Here is an 18195-nt window from a genome sequence, read left to right on the forward strand (position 1 = left end):
ATCTCACTATCGCTCCCGTTCCCTCCGCTCTCGCCGCCGCAAGGTCGCAGGCCAGGCGAGCCCTCCATGCGACGAGACGGATGTATTATGGGCCCGTTTGACCCCTTGGATGGGAGACGGGGGACATAAATCGGCAAGTGGTTGAAATCGCAGCGGATGGACCAGCGTCATTGCGATGGCTGAGCATCGTCTCCTCCCCATGTCATGGGGAGGTGGCTTGACGCGCAGCGGAGAGACGGAGGGGCTCTTCAGCGCATCCCTGACCTCTGTGGGACTGAAAGAACCCCTCCACTGCTTCGCGGTCCCCCTCCCCACAGGTGGGGAGGAGACGATTGATCTCAGCCCTTCACGCGCCAGGTGGGGCCGTCGGGGCCGTCCATGACGACGACGTTCAGGGCGTTCAGGCGGTCGCGGATGCGGTCGGCCTCGGGCCAGTCCTTTGCGGCGCGGGCCTTGGCGCGTTGGTCCAGCAGGGCCTCGACCTCGGTCTTCAGCGCGGGATCGCCGCCCTCGAACCAGGCGTCCGGCGTCAGCGACAGGACGCCGAGCAGCCCGGCCGCTTCCTTCAGGCTCCAGCGCGCCATGGCGACATCGTTGATATCGGCCTCGGCGTCGTTCAGCAGCTCGCGCAGGGCGTTGCCCAGCCCGAACAGCTGGGCGATCGCGCCCGGCGTGTTGAGATCGTCCTCAAGCGCGTCCAGCACCGGATCCAGAGCGTTCTCGGCCAGCTCCATCTCGGCCTCGTCCAGCGTGGCCTCATCGAAGTCGCCCAGAGCCGCATCGGCGTCACGCAGGACGCCATACAGCCGGTCCAGGTTCTTGCGGCTCTGCTCCAGCAGCCCCTGGTTCCAGTCCAGCGGCTGGCGATAGTGGGCCGACAGAAGCGCCCAGCGGACGACCTCGCCCGGCATGGCCTGCACCAGATCGTGGAGCAGCAGGACGTTGCCAATCGACTTGGACATCTTCTCGGCGTCCACGGTCAGAAAGCCGTTGTGCATCCAGTAGCGTGCGTATTCGTCGTGGGCCTGATCGCCATGCGCATGGCCGTGGGCGCAGACGCCTTGGGCGATCTCGTTCTCATGGTGGGGGAAGACCAGGTCGATGCCGCCGCCGTGAATGTCGATGGGCAGGCCCAGGGTCTTTTCAATCATGGCCGAGCATTCGATGTGCCAGCCAGGACGCCCCTCGCCCCATGGCGACGGCCAGGACGGCTCGTCTGCCTTGGACGGCTTCCACAGAACGAAATCGTGGGGGTTCTTCTTGTAGGGCGCGACCTCGACGCGGGCGCCGGCGATCATGTCGTCCAGGTTCCGACCCGACAGGGCGCCGTAGGCCTTGTAGGACGAGACATCGAACAGCACGTGCCCTTCGGCCGCATAGGCGCAGCCCGCGTCGACGATGGCCTGGATCTGATCGACGATGGCTGGGATGTAGTCGGTGACGTGGGGCGCGATATCGGGCGGCGAGACGTTCAGCAGGCCCATATCGGCGAGATAGGCGGCTTCATAGCGGGCCGTGACCTCTCGGATCGGCACGCCCTCGCGCGCAGCCTTCTGATTGATCTTGTCGTCCACGTCGGTGACGTTGCGGGCGTAGATCACATGGTCCGCGCCATAGGTCCGGCGCAGCAGCCGCACCAGGACGTCGAACACCACCGGCGGGCGCGCATTGCCGATATGGGCGTAGTCATAGACCGTGGGGCCGCAGACATAGAGGGTCACACGATCCTTGTTCCGGGGCTCGAACAGGCGCTTTTCACGGCGCAGGGTGTCGTGGATGTGCAGCGGCATGGATCAGTCTTTAGCGGGTTTTCTTGCGGGACGGACGGTCTGTCCCATATAGCGGCCTGATATACAGTCCCGACGGATTGTAGAAGGTAAACCGGGCGACCCGCCCGCTCCGGCCGGAAATCGAGTTCATGAGCGTCACCCCCGCCAAGCCCGTCCTCGTCAGCGACGACAGTGTTCAACGCCCGTCGCGCGAGCAGGCGCTGGAGGCCGTGCGCACCCTGATCGCCTGGGCCGGCGACAATCCCGACCGTCCCGGCCTGATCGACACGCCCAAGCGGGTGGTCGACGCCTATGGCGAATGGTTCGACGGCTATGACGCCGATGCGGGCAAGGAGCTGAGCCGCACCTTCGAGGACGTGACCGGCTATGACGACATGGTCATCCTGCGCGACATCGAGGTCGAGAGCCACTGCGAACACCACCTGGCCCCGTTCCTGGGCAAGGCCTATGTCGCCTATCTGCCCGGTGAGAAGGTGGTCGGCATCTCCAAGCTGGCGCGGGTTGTCGAGATTTATGCGCGGCGCCTGCAGAACCAGGAAACCCTGACCAACGACATCATCGAGGCCATCGAATCGCACCTGCAGCCGCGCGGCGTGGCGGTGCTAGTGGACGCCGAGCATCAGTGCATGACCACGCGCGGCGTGCATCATCGGCACGTTTCGACCATCACGACCCGCTTCACCGGCGCCTTCAAGGACGATCCTGCCCTGGCGGACCGCTTTTTGAAGCTGGCCAAGGCCTGAAGGCCGAACCGTCGTGCCTCTGTCGTGTATAATTGACGTTCGGGAACGGCAGATCGTTTAGAACCGCTTTACAAGCCCGCATCGGGACGCCAAGAACCGATCAAGCCTTCGGGCGATCCATAGGGAAATGTCGGCGCGGAACGCAGCCGGCGAGTAACGGAGACGAGCATGGCTGCGAAGATCGGCGGTTCCGGTGGGGACAAGCACACGATCGAACAGACGGCGGATATCAACATCACGCCGTTCATCGACATTCTGCTGGTGCTCATGATCATCTTCATGGTCGCCGCGCCGATGGCGACCGTCTCGATCCGTCTGGACCTGCCGCCCGCACAGCCGCCCACCAATCCGACCGAAGAGAAGGAGCCGGTGTACATCACCATCCAGGAAAACGGTCAGCTGTTCCTTTCGGACAAGCAAACCTCGATCGACAACCTTGCCACTGACGTCTGCACCGCCTTGGGCGGCGGCGCCTGCCAGGAAGAGCGCGTCTTCGTCCGCGCCCAGCCGGAAGTGAAGTACTCGCAATTCATGGAAGTCATGAACAAGATGCAGGAGAACGGTTTCTTCAAGGTCGGCCTGCTGAACGAAGACATCGAATAGGACCTTGGTCCTTTCCAGGATTGGGGCCGCGTTCCGAAAGGGACGCGGCCTTTTTCTTTGCCGAAAGACTTGCCGGATCGATCGACTGCACCCTTGATGCCGCATCGATTGTTCGAGGAGCCCGCCCATGCGTCGTCGCACCTTCCTGTCCGCCCTGCCCGCCGGTGCGCTGGCGGCGACCGCAGCCCAGGCCCAGCAGGCCTCTCCCGCCGCCCGGCCGACCGAGGCGGCCCCTGCGCCGGCTCGCCCGGCCGACCCCTATGCCGGCGTCGGCATCGGCGACCGGATTTCGGGACCGAAGTTCATGGGGCGCTCGACCGTCTGGGGTGCGAACGGGGCGGCGGCGACGGCACATCCCGCGGCCAGTCTGATCGGCATCGACACCCTGCGGCGCGGCGGATCGGCCATCGATGCGGCCATCGCAATCAATGCGGCCCTGGGCTTTCTGGAGCCGGTCGCCAACGGCATCGGCGGCGACGCCTATTGCATGCTGTGGGACCCCAAACAGAAGAAGGTCGTCGGCCTGAACGGCTCGGGCGCCAGTCCCCGGGGACTCAGCCTGGAGATCGCGCGATCCAAGGCCATCGACGGCTATCTGCCCCGCTATGGCGCGGTGACGGTCAATGTGCCGGGCACGGTGGACGCCTGGTGGAGCGCGCACCAGCGGTACGGGAAACTGCCGTGGAAAGAGGTGCTGCTGCCCGTCGCCGAACTTTGCGAACAGGGCGTGCCCGTGCCCCAGGTCATCGCCTACTATCTGGAACGCAACATGGCGTCGTTTGATCGGGGCCAGATCCCGATCGAGGAAAACGAGAACCGGAAGCGCATCTGGGCCGCGAGCGGCGCGACGCCGAAGGTGGGCGAGGTCTTCGCCAATCCCTATCTGGGCAAGACCCTGCGGATGATCGCAGAGGGTGGGCGCGACGCCTTCTACAACGGCCCCATCGCCGATCAGATCGAGGCCTATTTCAAGCGGATCGGCGGCTGGATGACCCGCGCCGATCTGGCCGCCCATCATACCGAATGGGTCGAGCCGATCCGAACCAACTATCGCGGCGTGGACGTGTTCGGCCTGGGTCCGAACACCCAGGGGCTTAGCACCAACCAGATCCTGAACATCTGCGAACAGTTCGACCTGAAATCCATGGGCTTCCAGTCCGCCGCCTCGCTGCACGTTCAGGCCGAGGCCAAGCGGCTGGCGTTCGAGGACCGGGCGCGCTGGTTCGCCGACGACCGATTCTCCAAAACGCCGGTCGAATGGCTGAACTCAAAGGCCTACGCGGCCGAGCGGGCCAAACTGATCCGGCCCGATCGGGTCATGGACCGCGTCATGCCGGGCGATGCGCCGCACCACGGCGACACCACCTATTTCAGCGTCGCCGACGCGGACGGGATGATGGTCAGCTGGATTCAGTCCAACTATCGCGGCATGGGCTCGGGCTTGGCGCCCGACAACGGCTCCGAACCGCTGGGCTTCATGTTCCAGGACCGGGGCGAGCTGTTCGCCCTGAGCGACGGCCACCCCAACATCTATGCGCCCGGCAAGCGTCCGTTCCAGACGATCATTCCCGGCTTTGCGGTCAAGGACGGCGAGCCGTGGATGGCGTTCGGCGTCATGGGCGGCGCCATGCAGCCCCAGGGCCAGGCCCAGATCATCATCAACATGGTCGATTACGGGCTGGAGCCCCAGGCGGCGGGCGACGCCCCGCGCTGGCAACACTATGGCTCGTCCGAACCGACGGGCCAGCCGCAGGAAGGAACCGGCGTGCTGCATCTGGAAAGCGGCGTGCCCGAGGCGACCAAGGCCCAGCTGCGCGCGATGGGCTGGACGCTGGGTGAACCCGACGGCGGTTTCGGCGGCTATCAGAACGTCATGAAACAGATGAACCCCGGCGGACGCTGGACCTATGGCGCGGCGACCGAGATGCGCAAGGACGGGATCGCCCTGGCTTATTGAGATTGGTCTACGGAGATTGGCCGCCCGATGACCCACGACGAGGTCCGCGCGCTTCTGCTGTCGTTTCCCGGCGTGGAGGATGGCGTGTCTTATGGCGAGCCGTCGTTCAAGGTCGCGGGCAAGTTCTTCACCTGGATGCGCCCGGCGCTGGACGACAGCATCGTGGTGCATCTGGACAATCTGGATGAGCGCGAACTGCTGATCGAGATGGACCCGGCGACCTTTCACTTCACCGACCACTATCGCGACTATCCCATGGTCCTGGCGCGCATCGCCAGCGTCGATCCCGTCTGGCTGAGGGCGGCGCTTGAGAAGCGATGGCGTCGGATCGCGCCGAAAAGGCTGTCCAAGGCGCATCCAGACCTTATCGGAGCGGGGTCGGGCGCCTAACTACGCCCCTCAAGCGGACCCAGCCCAAGGAGCGCCCCATGGCCTATGGCGACCAACCCACGATCACCGTTGACGGTATCGAAATCCCCCTGCTCGGTTTCGGCACCTGGCAGCTGGAGCCGGACGATGCGCGGCGCATGGTCGCCGAGGCCCTGCGGATCGGATACCGCCACATCGATACGGCCTGGATCTACAAGAACGAGAAGGCTGTCGGCGAAGGCATCCGGGATTCCGGCGTGGCGCGCGAGGATATCTTCCTGACCACCAAGATCTGGGTCGAACATTTCACCCACGACGCCCTGCTGAAACAGGCCAGGGAATCGGCCGACAGCCTAGGCACGACGCCGGACCTGCTGCTGCTGCACTGGCCCAAGACGACGCCGACGTTCGAAGAGACGCTGGGCGCCCTGAACGAGGCCAAGGACCAAGGCCTGACCAAGTCGATCGGCCTGTCCAACTTCCCCTCCAAGGAATTCCGCCAGGCGCAGAGCCTGTCCAAGGCGCGGCTGCTGACCGATCAGGTCGAGCATCACCCCTATCTGGGCGTCGATCAGCTGGTGGCGACGGCGGCCGAGTTGGGGTCGTCGATCACCGCCTGGTCGCCGCTGGCGCAAGGCAAGATCGCCGACGACGCCACGATCAGCGAGATCGCCGGCGCGCACGGCAAGACGAACGGCCAGATCACCCTGCGCTGGCTGATCCAGCACGGGATTATCGCCATCCCGCGCACGACCAAGGAAAGCCGCGCGCGCGAAAACTTCGACATCTTCGACTTCGCCCTGACGGACGAGGAGATGCAGCGGATGGACGCGCTGGATCGCGGCGAACGACTGGGCGACTGGCTGGACCCGGCGTTCGAATGGGACAAGACTGCCGCCTGACCGACAAGGGAGGCGCCGGTGTTTCGCAAGCGGGACCAGCCCAGGCTGTGGCGTGCGACGTTCGCCGTCGTGGGGTGGACCGCGCTGGCGCTTCAATATCTGCTGATGATCGCGCCGGCCCAAGGCTGGACCGTGCTGGAACGGACGATCAACTACTTCAGCTTCTTCACCATCCTGACCAACATCCTGGTCGCCCTGGCCTTTACCGGGCCGCTGCTGGGTGAAGGATCCCGGCTGGCCCGCTGGTCCGCCAGCGAAGGCGTCAGGGCGGCCGTCGCCATGTATATCTTGGTGGTCGGGGTGGTGTACCACTTCCTGCTGCACCCCTATTGGAACCCGACCGGCTGGTCGCTGGTGGTCAATCTGGTGCTGCACTACGTCATGCCGGCCGTCTTCGTGCTGGACTGGCTGTGGTTCAGCCCCAAGGGCCGGCTGCGCTGGATCGATCCGGCGAAATGGCTGGCGTTTCCACTTGTCTACGGCGGCTGGACGCTCGTTCATGGGCTGGCGACGCGCTGGTGGCCCTATGGCTTCGTCAATGTGGATCAGCTGGGACTGGTCCGGGTCGTGGTGATCTTCGGCATGCTGCTGGTGTTTTTCCTGATCGTCGGGCTCGGCCTCGTCGGGCTGGACCGGCTGTTCGGTCGCGCGACGCGTGACACAGGGGCCACTCCCGCCTAAGCGTCGCGGCATGGCCTACAAATCCCTGCGTGACTTCATCGACCAGCTGGAAGCTCAGGGCGAGCTGGTGCGGGTGTCCGAACCCGTCTCCACCGTCTTGGAGATGACCGAGATCCAGACCCGGCTGCTGAGGAATGGCGGTCCGGCGGTGCTGTTCGAAAAGCCGGTCATGCCGGACGGCACGATCAGTCCCATCCCCTGTCTGGCCAATCTGTTCGGCACGGTGAAACGGGTCGCCATGGGGGTTACGCTGGAGGGCAAGGACCGAACCACGGCGGGCGAACTGCGCGAGGTCGGCGAACTGCTGGCCTTCCTGCGCAATCCGACGCCGCCGCGCGGTCTGGGCGACGCGATGGAGATGCTGCCGCTGATGCAGACCGTCCTGTCGATGCGGCCCAAGACGGTGAAGAAGGCGCCGGTGCAGGAGGTGGTGCTGAAAGGCGATCAGATCGACCTGACCGCCCTGCCCGTCCAATCATGCTGGCCCGGCGAGCCGGCGCCCTTGATCACCTGGGGCTTGGTCGTGACCAAGGGGCCGAGCGACGACCGCGAGGACGACTTCAACCTGGGCATCTACCGGATGCAGGTACTGGGCAAGGACAAGGCCATCATGCGTTGGCTCGCCCACCGCGGCGGGGCGCAACACTATGCCCGGCACAAGAAGGCGCGGCCCAAGGAGCCGCTGCCCTGCGCCGTGGTGCTGGGCGCCGATCCCGGCACGATCCTGGCGGCGGTGACGCCGGTGCCGGACACCCTGTCGGAATATCAGTTCGCCGGCCTGATGCGGGGCGCCAAGGCCGAGTTGGTCCCGTGCAAGACCGTGCCGCTGATGGTCCCGGCCCAGGCCGAAATCGTGCTGGAGGGCCATGTCCTGCTGGACGAGTTCGAGGACGAGGGCCCATACGGCGACCACACCGGCTATTACAACTCGGTCGAGAAGTTCCCTGTCTTCAAGGTCAGCGCCATCACCATGCGCCGCGACCCCATCTATCTGACCACCTTCACCGGCCGGCCGCCGGACGAGCCGAGCGTGCTGGGCGAGGCGCTGAACGAGGTGTTCATTCCCCTGCTGCGCCAGCAGTTTCCCGAGATCACGGACTTCTGGCTGCCGCCCGAGGGCTGCAGCTACCGGATCGCGGTGGTGTCGATGAAGAAGGCCTATCCGGGCCACGCCAAACGGGTGATGCTGGGCGTCTGGAGCTATCTGCGCCAGTTCATGTACACCAAATGGGTCATCGTCGTGGACGACGACATCAACGCTCGCGACTGGAAGGACGTCATGTGGGCCATCTCGACCAAGATGGACCCGGCGCGCGACATCACCGTGATCGAGTCGACGCCCATCGACTATCTGGACTTCGCCAGCCCCGAGAGCGGCCTGGGCTCCAAGATCGGGCTGGACGCCACCGACAAATGGCCGCCCGAGACCAAGCGCGAATGGGGCGAGGAAATTCGCATGGACGAGGCGGTCGTCGAACGGGTCAACGACCTATGGGGCCGTCTCGGCCTGCCGGGTGACGGAACGCCGATCTGGAAATAAGCTTGGCTTTTGGTTACGCCGGGGGGCGATGTGAGCGCATTCGAGTTCTTCTTCAGCTTCTACGGCCTGCTCTTGGGCCTGTCCGTGGCCGAACTGGTCGGCGGGTTCGCGCGGGTGCTGCATGAGAAGCAGCGGATCCGCTTCGGCTGGCTGACGCCGATGTTGGCCCTGTTCGTGGCGATCGACATCGCCACCTTCTGGAACCAGGCCTGGGTCATCTTCCGCGGCGCGCCGTTCAACACCTTCGTGCTGCTGATTTCACTGGCCATCGCCGCGACCTTCTACGTCGCCGCCAGCGTGACGTTCCCCCGCGTTTCGGCCGAGGGCGGCGACGAGCGGATCGATCTGGACGACCACTTCTGGTCGCATCGGCGACTGGTGTTCGGCTGCATCCTGGCGGCCAATCTGATCGTGGCGGTGGTCGTGATTATCCTGGCCCAGCTCAATCCCGGCTTCGCCAAGATCGCCGGCTCGGTGCGGTTGTGGGTCGGGGTCTCCATCTTCGTGATCGGCACCGCGACGGCGGCGTTTGCGCCATCGCGCCGGGTTGCGGTCGGCGCCCTGGTCGTCGTTCTGCTCTACAGTCTTTGGCAGATGGGGAACTCGGCGGCCCTGCTGCTCAAGGCCGGCGGCTGGGCGCCCGTCCTGGGCGGCGGCGGTTGAAACCTTGTCAGGGCGACGCAATCGGCTCACGAAAGGCCATGCAGTCCCCTCTTCTGGTTTCGGCGCTGGTCGCCGCCCTTGCCTGTAGCGTGAGCCCCGCCATGTCCCAAACGCTTCCCAACACCGCACCTTGGGATCAGGCCTTCCTGCCGCCCGCCCCCGCCTGGGACGGTGCGTCCAAGGCGCTGCTGCGCGATGTGTCTGATCCTTGGGCCACGGCGTTTGAGGCCGATCCGGACCACGACTTCAGCCCCAACTATGTCGACACCCGCGCCTGGTTCGATCGTCTGGATCAGGCCAGCGATCTGATCCGCATCGAGCAGTTCGGCGTCTCGCCCGAGGGTCGGCCCATCTATGCGGTGATCGCCTCCAAGGATGGGGCCGCCTTCGATCCCGCCAAGCCGGTGCTGATGATCCAGGCCGGCATCCACCCTGGCGAGATCGACGGCAAGGATGCGGGCATGATGCTGCTGCGCGACATCGCCTTCTATGGGAAGGACGCCCTGCTGGACCGGGTCAATCTGATCCTGATCCCCATCCTGAGCGTGGACGGCCACGAGCGTTCCGGCCCCTATTCCCGGCCTAACCAGCGGGGGCCGCGCATCCAGGGCTGGCGCAATACGGCGACCAACCAGAACCTGAACCGCGACTATCTGAAGCTGGACCAGCCCGAGATGCGGGCCGTGCGCGGCCTGATCCTGAAATACCGGCCGGACCTGTATGTGGATGTCCACGTCACCGACGGCATGGATTACCAGTACGACGTCACCTACGGCTTCAACGGCGAGGACGGGAGCTTCAGCCGTTCGCCGAACGGCTCGGCCTGGCTGGATTCGGTGTTCAAGCCGGCGATGAACGCCGCGCTGGAACGCGAAGGCCATATCCCCGGCGAACTGGTGTTCGGCATCGACGACGACGAGCCGAAGAAGGGCCTGTCGGACGGCGGCCTGGGCGAGCGGTTCTCCAACGGCTGGGGCGCGGCGGCGCATGTGCCGACGATCCTGATCGAGAACCACAGCCTGAAACCGCACGAACAGCGGGTCTTGGGCGCCTACGTCTTCATCGAGGAGGCGATGCGTCTGCTGGCCGATCAGGGCGCCGGTCTTCGCGCCGCGACCGATCAGGACAAGGCCCTGCGTCCAGCGCAGATCCCCGCCAACTTCGAGGCCGACGAGGCGGCGTCGTCCACGCGGCCCTTCAAGGGCATGCTGTACGAGACGTATGACAGTCCCGCCTCAGGTCGGAAGGAGATCCGCTGGCTGGGCCAACCTGATCCCGACCTGTGGCAAATGCCCTTCTATGGCTCCAAGCCGACGCTGACCCTGACGCGGCCGACGGCCTATTGGGTGCCGGGCTATCGCACCGACATCATCGAGCGGCTGAAAACGCACGGGATCGAAATGGAAACGGTCGAGGCTGCGCGCATCGTAAACCTTTCGATGCTGCGCCTGGTCGAGCCCAAGCTGGCGACCCGCGCCAGCGAAGGTCACGTGCAGGCTTCGGTGAAGACGGTGGAGGTCGAAAAGCGCGACTGGACGTATCCGACCGGCTCGGTGCGCGTGCCGACGGATCAGCCGCTGGGCGACATCGTCGTGCTGCTGCTGGAGCCGCAATCCAGCGAGAGCTTCTTTGCCTGGGGCATGTTCCCCGAGGTGATGAGCCGCGTCGAATATATCGAGGCCTACGCCATCGCGCCGCTGGCGGACAAGATGATGGCGGCGGACCCGGCGTTGAAGGCCGAGTTCGAGGCCAAGGTGGCGGCCGACGCCACGTTCGCCGCCGATCCGCAGGCGCGTCTGGCCTGGTTCTATGAACGCACGCCCTTCTACGACGACCACTATCTGCTCTACCCCGTCGGGCGCGAGGACTGATCGATGACCACGCCGCTGATGTACGCCGTTCAGGCCGCCGCCCTGTGGAGCGGCCTGCTGATCCTGATGATGCTGGTCTTGTCGGGCATCGTGGTCAGCGGGCGGCGCAAACACATGGTGTCGTTCGGCGACGGTGGAAACGCGGATCTGATGGCCGCCAGCCGCGCCTTCGGAAATCTGGTGGAATATGCGACGCCGGGCATGATCGCCATGCTGCTGCTGGCTGCCGTCGGGGCACCGGCCTGGATGGTTCACGGGGTCGGCGCGACGCTGTTCGTCGGTCGGGTCGCCCATGCCCTGGGCCTTTTGCTGCAGACCGGGCCGTCGCTGGGTCGCGTCGTCGGCATGCTGCTGACCTGGGTGGCGCTGCTGACGGCTGCTGTCGGCCTGATCGCCTTCGCCGTCGTCTGACGCGGTTGCGGTGCAGCGGGGCGTCCGCCATATCAAGGCATGACTGAAACCCTGGCTGCACCCGTTTCCACCGATCTTCTCAACGACATCGTCAAGGCCGCGCTGAAGGCCGGCGCCGACGCCGCAGAGGCGGTCAGCGCCGATCGCCGATCCCTGTCGGTCGGGGTGCGCAACGGCAAGCTGGAAGACGTCGAACGCGAGGAATCGCGCGACCTAGGCCTGCGCGTGTTCGTGGGCCAAAGGCAGGCGTCGGTCTCGGCCTCGGACCTTTCGCCCGCCACCCAGGCGCGCTTGGTCGAGCGGGCGGTGGCCATGGCGCGGCTGGCGCCGGAAGACCCCTACGCCGGTTTCGCGCCCGAGGATCGGCTGGCGCGCGGACTGTTCATCGATCTGGACCTGTTCGATCCCAGCGAACGCACCGCCCAAACTCTGGAACAGGTCTCGGCCGAGGCCGAGGCGGCGGCCCTGGCGGTCCCCGGCGTGGCGCGGTCGGAAGGCGGCCATGCCGGCTGGTCGTCCACCCGCTGGCGGCTGGTGACCTCTCACGGTTTCGACGGCGCCTATGAGGGTTCGGCCTTCTCGCTGGGCGTCGGCGTCATCGCCGAAAAGGACGGGGCGATGGAGCGCGGCGGCGAGAGTCGTTCGACCCGACACCTGTCCGACCTGCCGGGCGCCGACCTGATCGGCCGCACCGCCGGCGAGCGCGCGGTCGCCCGCGTCGGGCCGCGCAAGATCGCCTCCACCACCGCGCCCGTGATCTTCGACAACCGGATGGCGGGCCAGATCGTGTCGCCGGCCATCGGCGCCATTTCCGGCCCGTCGATCGCGCGCGGCACCTCCTTCCTGAAGGACCGCATGGGCCAGCGCGTGTTCGCCGAGGGCGTCACCCTGATCGACGATCCGTTCCGCCCGCGAGGCATGGGATCGACGCCGTTCGACGACGAAGGCGTGGCCGTCCAGAAGCGCGCCCTGTTCGACGACGGCGTCCTGACCACCTGGTTGCTGAACAGCGCATCGGCCCGACAACTGGGCCTGGAAACCACCGGCCATGCTTCAAGGGGGCTGGCCGGGCCATCCGGGGTTTCGACCCACAATCTGCATATGGAGCCGGGCGAGCGGGACTTGGCGGGCCTGATGGCGGACGCCGGGACCGGCCTTCTGGTGACGTCGATGTTCGGCCCGTCGCTGAACGGCAACACCGGCGACTGGTCCGCCGGGGTGTCGGGCTTCTGGTTCGAGAACGGCGTGATCGCCTATCCGGTCAACGAGGTCACGGTGGCCGGCAAGCTGACCGACCTGTATCTGCGCCTCCAGCGCGGATCGGACCTGGAGTTCCGGGGCGGGTTCAACGTGCCCAGTCTGATGTTCGACGCGGTGGCCATCGCGGGCAAATGATGGACCTGAACGCTGACCTCGACTTGATCCGCCAGGCCGCCATCGATGCGGGTTCGCTGGCCATCGCCGAGCGCGAAGCGGGGCTGAAGATCGAGTCCAAGGTCGGCGGCTCGCCCGTCACCAGCGGCGACCTGAAGGTCGACGCCATGCTGAAGGACAGGCTGCTGTCGGCGCGGCCCGACTATGGCTGGCTGTCGGAAGAGACGGCGGATACGGCCGAGCGTCTGTCGAAACGACGCATCTTCGTGGTCGATCCCATCGACGGCACCGTCGCCTACATGAAGCGGACGCCGTGGTGGTGTGTGCCCATCGCTGTGGTCGAGGACGGCGAAGTCGTCGCCGCCGTCATCCATGCGCCCGAGGTGGACGAGACCTATGTGGCGACGCGCGGCGGCGGGGCGCGACGTAACGGCAAACCCATCCACGCCTCGGATGTCGATACGTTGGAGGACGCCTCGATCTTGGGCGATGCGAGACTGATCGAAGCGCCCTATTTCGACGACGAGCCGTGGCCGGCGATGCGTTTCGAGAAACGCAACGCCCTGGCCTATCGGATGGCGCTGGTCGCCGCCGGCGCCTTTGACGCCGCCCTGGCCCTGACGCCGAAATGGGACTGGGACGTCGCTGCGGGCTGGCTGATCGCGACCGAAGCCGGCGCGAGGGTCAGCGATCACCACGGGCGGCCGTGGGCCTTCAACCGGCCGGATCCGCGTCAGGCCAGCCTGGTCTGCGCGGCGCCGGTCATCCAGCCGATGATCGTGCGGCGCTGTAAAAACGTGCCGCTTTCGACCTGAAGGCGGGGACGGAAAAACCCCCGCCAACATTGATCCGAGGGCGTTCTCGGCCTATGCCGCGCGCAAACCTCCTCCCCCCAAGCCTTCCGGCCCAGCCTTCAGGATTTCCGATGACCGATCAGAATGCCGTCCCGCCGCAGCTGCTGCACATCGTGATCGGCGGCGAGCTTCGTCACCTGGGCGAGCCGACCTTCCGCGACCTGTCGCAGGTCGAGTTCGTCGGCGCCTTCGGCAGCTATGACGAAGCCAAGAAGGCCTGGAAGGCGCGCGCCCAGGCGACCGTGGACAACGCCCACATGCGCTATTTCATCCTGCACGCCCACAAGCTGATCGATCCTCGCGGCGACGCGGCCTGAGCCGAGGACTGAGTGCGACATCGAGGGGCCGAACCGGCTCCTCGATCCGACGTTTCGATCTGTAGGCGAGGACGACGATGAACCTGGAACCGCAACAGATCTTTCAACTGGTCAGCCTGCTGGCCGTGCTGGCGCTGTTCAGCTTTTCGCTGCGCGGCCACATCAACTACGCCCGCTGGTTCAAGCGGTGGGAGGCCGATCGCAAGGCCCGTCGCGACGCTGAACTGGCCGCCGTGGCCCGCGCAAACGGCGAGGCCGGCGACCAGCCGAAAACCGGCCCCTGGGGCTGAAGCCCCCTACTCCCGCTGCAGCAGCTTGTCGGTCAGCAGCGTGCCCCACCAGCCGGCCTTGAACTCGGCGCGGATGGCCTTGGGGTCGTAGTCGGGGCTGTCGACCCAATCGATGAAGCTGACGCCCTTCGGCTCGATTTCGTTGACGTATTTTTCCAGCGTATAGTCCAGCACGCCGGTCAGCCCCTCGCGCGAGTGCAGATATTTCTTCGAGAGCTGCTTCCTGGCGACCGAGATCGGCTCGCCGAGGTGAAAGTGGCGATAGAAGACCGCCATCATCCCCGCCCGATCCGCGCCGGACTTGCAGTGGATCAGCACCGGATACTGGATCGTCCTGAACAGCTCGCGCGCGCGGTGGATGCGCACCGTCTCGGGCGGATCGCGCGAGTCCAGCGGCGCGTCGATCAGTGTCAGGCCCAGCCGCTCGCAAGCGTCCTTCTCCAGCCAGTAATAGCCCTCATCCCGCTCGCCGCGCAGATTGATGACCGTCTTGACGCCCTTAGACTTCCAATAAGCTAGCTGGCGCGGCGACGGCTGATTGGTGCGCACCAGATCCGGGCCCAGCCAGTGGGCGTTGGAAAACGCCACGCGCAGAAACGCGTGGTCGGCCCAGAAATAATGCCAATGCGCCCGAAAACGGCCCATCGCGGTCGAGAGGTCGAAGCGCGCCATGCCCGCCAGATAGCGATCCGACGCCGCCGCGTCATCCGATCTCGATCCTGATGCGTTGGAATGTTTGTCGAGACCGGAGAACAGCCCGATGAGAACCCTCGCCGCAACCGCCGTCGTCGCCGCCAGCCTGTGGGCCGGCGCGGCCGCCGCACAAACACCACCGCCCGAAGACCCCGCCCTGATCGCCTATCTGCGCGACCGGGCCAAGGAGGCGCTGGACACCACCCGCTATACGGCCGCGATCACACCGGACGGGGCGATGACCCTGGTGTATCTGACCGGCCCCAATTGGTGCGGCTCGGGCGGATGTCGGCTGCTGGTGCTGGACCGCACCGGCGCGACCTATCGCTCGGTCGGCGAGATCAGCGTCGCGCGCGCGCCGATCCGGCTGCTGGAGCGACAGACCCATGGCCGACGGGATCTGGGCGTCTATGTCGCGGGCGGCGGAATCACCGAAGGCTATGAGGTCGCCGTGCCGTTCGACGGGCGTCGATACGCGTCCAATCCGACGGTTCCGCCCGCCGTAAGGATCCAGGAAGCGCCCGGCGAAACCCTGATCCGCGCCGACGAGCCGGGCCGTGCGCTGGAACCTTCGCCGGACAAGCCTTGACTTGAACGGCGGCTCGGACGACCGAGAGCCGATGACCGTCGCCGCCTCCGAAACCATGCCGCTGCGCGCCCTGTTGGCGCGGATTTGGCGCGACTATCTGTCCAAGCACAAGGGATCGCTGATCCTGTCGGTCTTGTGCGCGGCGACGACGGGCCTGCTGACGGCGGCGCTGCTGAAGCTGCTGGAGCCGGCCGTCAACGGTCTGTTCCTTGGCGGGACCAGGCCGATCAGCCTGTTCGGCCTGGTGACCTTTCCGGCGGACAAAGCCGTCGTCTGGATCCCGGTCGCCATCCTGACCGTCGCCATTGCGCGGACCCTGGCGGCGCTGGGTCAGGCGGCTCTGGTCAACCGGCTGGGCCACACCATCGTCGGCGACATCCAGATTCGCCTGTTCGGGGCCATGATCCGCGCCGATCTGGCGCGCTTACGCAGCCAGCACTCGGGCGGCTTCGTCTCCTCGGTGCTGTTCGACGCCAATATGGTGCGCGAGGCCTTCACCTCGGGCGTGGTCAACTACACCCAGAACCTGCTGACCCTGATCGCGGTCCTGATCTACATGGGGTTCATCGACTGGCAGCTGACGATCGTCGTGCTGCTGGGCGTGCCGCTGGTGGCGCTGGTGCTGCGCCGGTTCGGGCGCAAGACGCGCAAGGCCGCCGTCGGCGCCATGGCCGAGACCGAGAACCTGTCCACCGCCCTGATGGAGAATCTGGACGGGGTTCGCCTGATCAAGATCGAGAACCGCGAGGCCGCCGAACAGGACCGCGTCGCCGAGGTGGTCGCCCGTCGCCAGCGCCACGTGATCAAGGGCGCCAACGCCCGCGCCTTCGCCGGTCCGTCCAGCGATCTGGTCGCCTATATCGTCGTCGCCGCCGTCATGGCCTACGCCGGATGGCGGGCGCAGTCGGGCGACATGACGGTGGGCGGGTTCGCCGCCTTCATCGGCATGCTGCTGGCCGCCGGGCAAGCCCTGCGCCAGGTGACCAATCTGGCCACGGTGATGAGCGAGGGCTTCACCGCCGCGCGCCGCCTGTTCGGCGCCTTGGACATCCAGCCCGAAATCCGTGAGGCGGCCGACGCCGCGCCCCTGGCCCCCGGGCCGGTGGAGGTCGTGCTGGACAAGGTGTCCTTCGCCTACGCCGGGACCGATGCGCCGACGCTGGATCAGGTATCCCTGCGGGTCGCGCCGGGCGAGACGGTGGCCCTGGTCGGGCCGTCGGGCGGCGGCAAGAGCACGATCCTGAGCCTGCTGCCGCGCTTCTATGACGTGACGGGCGGGGCGGTGACGATCAACGGCGCGGACGTCCGTGCGCTTCGCATCCATGATCTGCGCGATCACATCGCCCTGGTGACGCAGGAGCCCTTCCTGTTCGACGACACCATCGCCGCCAACATCGCCTATGGCCGGCCGGGCGCGACGCAGGCGCAGATCGAGGACGCCGCGCGATCCGCCGCCGCCCATGACTTCATCACGGCCCTGCCGCAAGGTTACGACACCCGCGCGGGCGAGGCGGGCCTGCGCCTGTCCGGCGGTCAGCGCCAGCGGATCGCCATCGCCCGCGCCTTCGTCAAGGATGCGCCCATACTGCTGCTGGATGAGGCCACCAGCGCCCTGGACACCGAAAGCGAGGCCCTGGTCCAGGCGGCGCTGGAGCGGCTGATGCAGGGCCGCGCCACCCTGATGATCGCCCACCGCCTGTCCACCGTCAGAAACGCCGACCGCATCTATGTGATCGAGGCCGGCCGGGTGGTCGAGGAAGGCTCGCACGACGCTCTGGTCGCCCAAGGCGGCCTCTATTCCCGCCTGGCCCGCCAGCAGTCGCTGGACGGCGTTCAGCCCACCGTCGAGACCGTCGCTTGAGGCCGCTGCGCATTCCGGCCGTCCAGGCCAGCCTGTCCTTCATCCTGGCGCACTGGATGCAGTTTTGCTTCGCCACCATGCGCTGGACCCATGAAAACCAGGCGGTGGCCGAGGGGGTCTGGGCCCGGGGCGGCGGGGTGCTGTGCGCCTTCTGGCATTCGCGCATCGGCCTGTCGCCGGCGTGCTGGCCGCTAAACCGCGCGCAGCCGGCCAAGGCGTTGATTTCCCTGTCGGCGGACGGTCAGTTCATCGCAAAGGCCGTGGCCCGCCAGGGCTTTCCCGCCATTCGCGGTTCGTCTTCGAACAAGGACAAGGCGGATCGGGACAAGGGAGGGTCGCAGGCGCTACGGGCGGGCCTGCGTCAGTTGAAGATCGGCGCCCTGGCCATCACGCCGGACGGTCCGCGCGGCCCGGCGCGCCAGATGGCCGAGGGTCTGCCGATGATGGCCAAGATCTCAAAGGCGCCGACGCTGTTCATCGGCATGTCGTGCAATCCGGCCATCCGGCTGAACAGCTGGGATCGCGCAATTCTGCCCCTGCCCTTCGCCAAAGGCGCCATCGTGTGGGACATCGCCGATTATCCGACCGGCGACGACCTGGATCACGTCCGCCAGGACTGGGCCGCGCGGCTGAACGACGTCGAGGCGCGGGCCGATGCGATCACGGGTCTGAAGCCGTGAGGAAGCA

At 66.4% G+C, this 18195-nt stretch carries 19 protein-coding genes; 17 read left to right on the top strand and 2 right to left on the bottom strand.

From position 1 onward, the window contains the following. Nucleotides 1-338: 338 nt before the first annotated feature. Nucleotides 339-1790, bottom strand: a complete 1452-nt coding sequence (gene cysS / locus BVE01S_RS13210; protein ID WP_066628444.1) for a cysteine--tRNA ligase — start codon at nt 1788-1790, stop codon at nt 339-341. Nucleotides 1791-1918: 128 nt separating this feature from the next. On the opposite strand from cysS, the gene folE reads away from it, so the two are divergent. The 14 genes from folE (at nt 1919) to BVE01S_RS13280 (ending at nt 14365) form a co-directional block, all read left to right on the top strand. Next, nucleotides 1919-2533 carry a GTP cyclohydrolase I FolE gene (gene folE / locus BVE01S_RS13215; protein WP_066628447.1) on the top strand — a complete coding sequence of 205 codons (615 nt, stop codon included), beginning with the start codon at nt 1919-1921 and terminating at the stop codon, nt 2531-2533. 168 nt (nt 2534-2701) lie between these two features. Further along, on the top strand, nt 2702-3136 hold the full coding sequence (locus tag BVE01S_RS13220) for a biopolymer transporter ExbD (protein WP_055753310.1): 435 nt from the start codon (nt 2702-2704) through the stop codon (nt 3134-3136). A gap of 127 nt (nt 3137-3263) precedes the next feature. Beyond that, complete coding sequence (locus tag BVE01S_RS13225; protein WP_066628449.1) at nt 3264-5093, top strand: gamma-glutamyltransferase family protein; 1830 nt, start codon at nt 3264-3266, stop codon at nt 5091-5093. Between the two features lie 27 nt (nt 5094-5120). After that, nucleotides 5121-5483, top strand: coding sequence for an MmcQ/YjbR family DNA-binding protein (locus BVE01S_RS13230; RefSeq protein ID WP_066628451.1), 363 nt, complete (start codon nt 5121-5123; stop codon nt 5481-5483). A gap of 38 nt (nt 5484-5521) precedes the next feature. Further along, entirely contained in the window at nt 5522-6364 is an 843-nt protein-coding gene (locus tag BVE01S_RS13235; protein ID WP_066628453.1) for an aldo/keto reductase, read from the top strand. A gap of 18 nt (nt 6365-6382) precedes the next feature. Beyond that, nucleotides 6383-7045: a Pr6Pr family membrane protein gene (locus tag BVE01S_RS13240; protein WP_066628455.1), complete on the top strand. Its 663-nt coding sequence runs from the start codon at nt 6383-6385 to the stop codon at nt 7043-7045. Nucleotides 7046-7055: 10 nt separating this feature from the next. Continuing rightward, nucleotides 7056-8585: a UbiD family decarboxylase gene (locus BVE01S_RS13245; protein ID WP_066628456.1), complete on the top strand. Its 1530-nt coding sequence runs from the start codon at nt 7056-7058 to the stop codon at nt 8583-8585. 30 nt (nt 8586-8615) lie between these two features. Next, a complete protein-coding gene (locus BVE01S_RS13250; protein WP_066628606.1) occupies nt 8616-9248 on the top strand; it encodes a hypothetical protein in 633 nt (210 codons plus the stop codon). Nucleotides 9249-9349: 101 nt separating this feature from the next. Further along, on the top strand, nt 9350-11119 hold the full coding sequence (locus BVE01S_RS13255; RefSeq protein ID WP_240612073.1) for a M14 family metallopeptidase: 1770 nt from the start codon (nt 9350-9352) through the stop codon (nt 11117-11119). 3 nt (nt 11120-11122) lie between these two features. Next, nucleotides 11123-11530 carry an MAPEG family protein gene (locus BVE01S_RS13260; protein WP_017505339.1) on the top strand — a complete coding sequence of 136 codons (408 nt, stop codon included), beginning with the start codon at nt 11123-11125 and terminating at the stop codon, nt 11528-11530. A 39-nt stretch (nt 11531-11569) separates the two neighbouring features. Then, entirely contained in the window at nt 11570-12925 is a 1356-nt protein-coding gene (locus tag BVE01S_RS13265) for a TldD/PmbA family protein (RefSeq protein ID WP_066628460.1), read from the top strand. After that, nucleotides 12922-13719, top strand: a complete 798-nt coding sequence (locus BVE01S_RS13270; RefSeq protein WP_088582736.1) for a 3'(2'),5'-bisphosphate nucleotidase CysQ — start codon at nt 12922-12924, stop codon at nt 13717-13719. The genes BVE01S_RS13265 and BVE01S_RS13270 overlap by 4 nt, the downstream gene beginning before the upstream one ends. 110 nt (nt 13720-13829) lie before the next feature. Further along, nucleotides 13830-14075, top strand: coding sequence for a DUF4170 domain-containing protein (locus BVE01S_RS13275; protein WP_017505336.1), 246 nt, complete (start codon nt 13830-13832; stop codon nt 14073-14075). A 77-nt stretch (nt 14076-14152) separates the two neighbouring features. Continuing rightward, nucleotides 14153-14365 (top strand): hypothetical protein, encoded by a 213-nt coding sequence (locus tag BVE01S_RS13280; protein ID WP_066628462.1) that lies wholly within the window; start codon nt 14153-14155, stop codon nt 14363-14365. Nucleotides 14366-14371: 6 nt separating this feature from the next. On the opposite strand, the gene BVE01S_RS13285 is transcribed toward BVE01S_RS13280, so the two are convergent. Beyond that, nucleotides 14372-15037 (bottom strand): fused DSP-PTPase phosphatase/NAD kinase-like protein, encoded by a 666-nt coding sequence (locus tag BVE01S_RS13285; RefSeq protein WP_066628465.1) that lies wholly within the window; start codon nt 15035-15037, stop codon nt 14372-14374. Nucleotides 15038-15125: 88 nt separating this feature from the next. Between BVE01S_RS13285 and BVE01S_RS13290 the strand changes: the two genes are divergently transcribed. Genes BVE01S_RS13290 through BVE01S_RS13300 form a run of 3 tightly spaced genes read left to right on the top strand, consistent with a single transcriptional unit; the run spans nt 15126 to nt 18188 of the window. After that, nucleotides 15126-15647 carry a COG3650 family protein gene (locus tag BVE01S_RS13290; protein WP_066628473.1) on the top strand — a complete coding sequence of 174 codons (522 nt, stop codon included), beginning with the start codon at nt 15126-15128 and terminating at the stop codon, nt 15645-15647. Between the two features lie 31 nt (nt 15648-15678). Further along, complete coding sequence (locus BVE01S_RS13295) at nt 15679-17508, top strand: ABC transporter ATP-binding protein (protein WP_066628610.1); 1830 nt, start codon at nt 15679-15681, stop codon at nt 17506-17508. Further along, on the top strand, nt 17505-18188 hold the full coding sequence (locus tag BVE01S_RS13300; RefSeq protein WP_066628475.1) for a lysophospholipid acyltransferase family protein: 684 nt from the start codon (nt 17505-17507) through the stop codon (nt 18186-18188). The genes BVE01S_RS13295 and BVE01S_RS13300 overlap by 4 nt, the downstream gene beginning before the upstream one ends. Nucleotides 18189-18195: the final 7 nt, after the last annotated feature.

Source organism: Brevundimonas vesicularis NBRC 12165, from assembly GCF_001592205.1.
GTDB lineage: Bacteria > Pseudomonadota > Alphaproteobacteria > Caulobacterales > Caulobacteraceae > Brevundimonas > Brevundimonas vesicularis.

Bases quoted from the DNA above. Each gene is read 5' to 3' on its own strand.
- cysS (WP_066628444.1), bottom strand. From the start codon at position 1,790: ATGCCGCTGCACATCCACGACACCCTGCGCCGTGAAAAGCGCCTGTTC.
- folE (WP_066628447.1), top strand. From the start codon at position 1,919: ATGAGCGTCACCCCCGCCAAGCCCGTCCTCGTCAGCGACGACAGTGTT.
- BVE01S_RS13220 (WP_055753310.1), top strand. From the start codon at position 2,702: ATGGCTGCGAAGATCGGCGGTTCCGGTGGGGACAAGCACACGATCGAA.
- BVE01S_RS13225 (WP_066628449.1), top strand. From the start codon at position 3,264: ATGCGTCGTCGCACCTTCCTGTCCGCCCTGCCCGCCGGTGCGCTGGCG.
- BVE01S_RS13230 (WP_066628451.1), top strand. From the start codon at position 5,121: ATGACCCACGACGAGGTCCGCGCGCTTCTGCTGTCGTTTCCCGGCGTG.
- BVE01S_RS13235 (WP_066628453.1), top strand. From the start codon at position 5,522: ATGGCCTATGGCGACCAACCCACGATCACCGTTGACGGTATCGAAATC.
- BVE01S_RS13245 (WP_066628456.1), top strand. From the start codon at position 7,056: ATGGCCTACAAATCCCTGCGTGACTTCATCGACCAGCTGGAAGCTCAG.
- BVE01S_RS13255 (WP_240612073.1), top strand. From the start codon at position 9,350: ATGTCCCAAACGCTTCCCAACACCGCACCTTGGGATCAGGCCTTCCTG.
- BVE01S_RS13260 (WP_017505339.1), top strand. From the start codon at position 11,123: ATGACCACGCCGCTGATGTACGCCGTTCAGGCCGCCGCCCTGTGGAGC.
- BVE01S_RS13265 (WP_066628460.1), top strand. From the start codon at position 11,570: ATGACTGAAACCCTGGCTGCACCCGTTTCCACCGATCTTCTCAACGAC.
- BVE01S_RS13270 (WP_088582736.1), top strand. From the start codon at position 12,922: ATGATGGACCTGAACGCTGACCTCGACTTGATCCGCCAGGCCGCCATC.
- BVE01S_RS13275 (WP_017505336.1), top strand. From the start codon at position 13,830: ATGACCGATCAGAATGCCGTCCCGCCGCAGCTGCTGCACATCGTGATC.
- BVE01S_RS13280 (WP_066628462.1), top strand. From the start codon at position 14,153: ATGAACCTGGAACCGCAACAGATCTTTCAACTGGTCAGCCTGCTGGCC.
- BVE01S_RS13285 (WP_066628465.1), bottom strand. From the start codon at position 15,037: ATGGCGCGCTTCGACCTCTCGACCGCGATGGGCCGTTTTCGGGCGCAT.
- BVE01S_RS13290 (WP_066628473.1), top strand. From the start codon at position 15,126: ATGAGAACCCTCGCCGCAACCGCCGTCGTCGCCGCCAGCCTGTGGGCC.
- BVE01S_RS13295 (WP_066628610.1), top strand. From the start codon at position 15,679: ATGACCGTCGCCGCCTCCGAAACCATGCCGCTGCGCGCCCTGTTGGCG.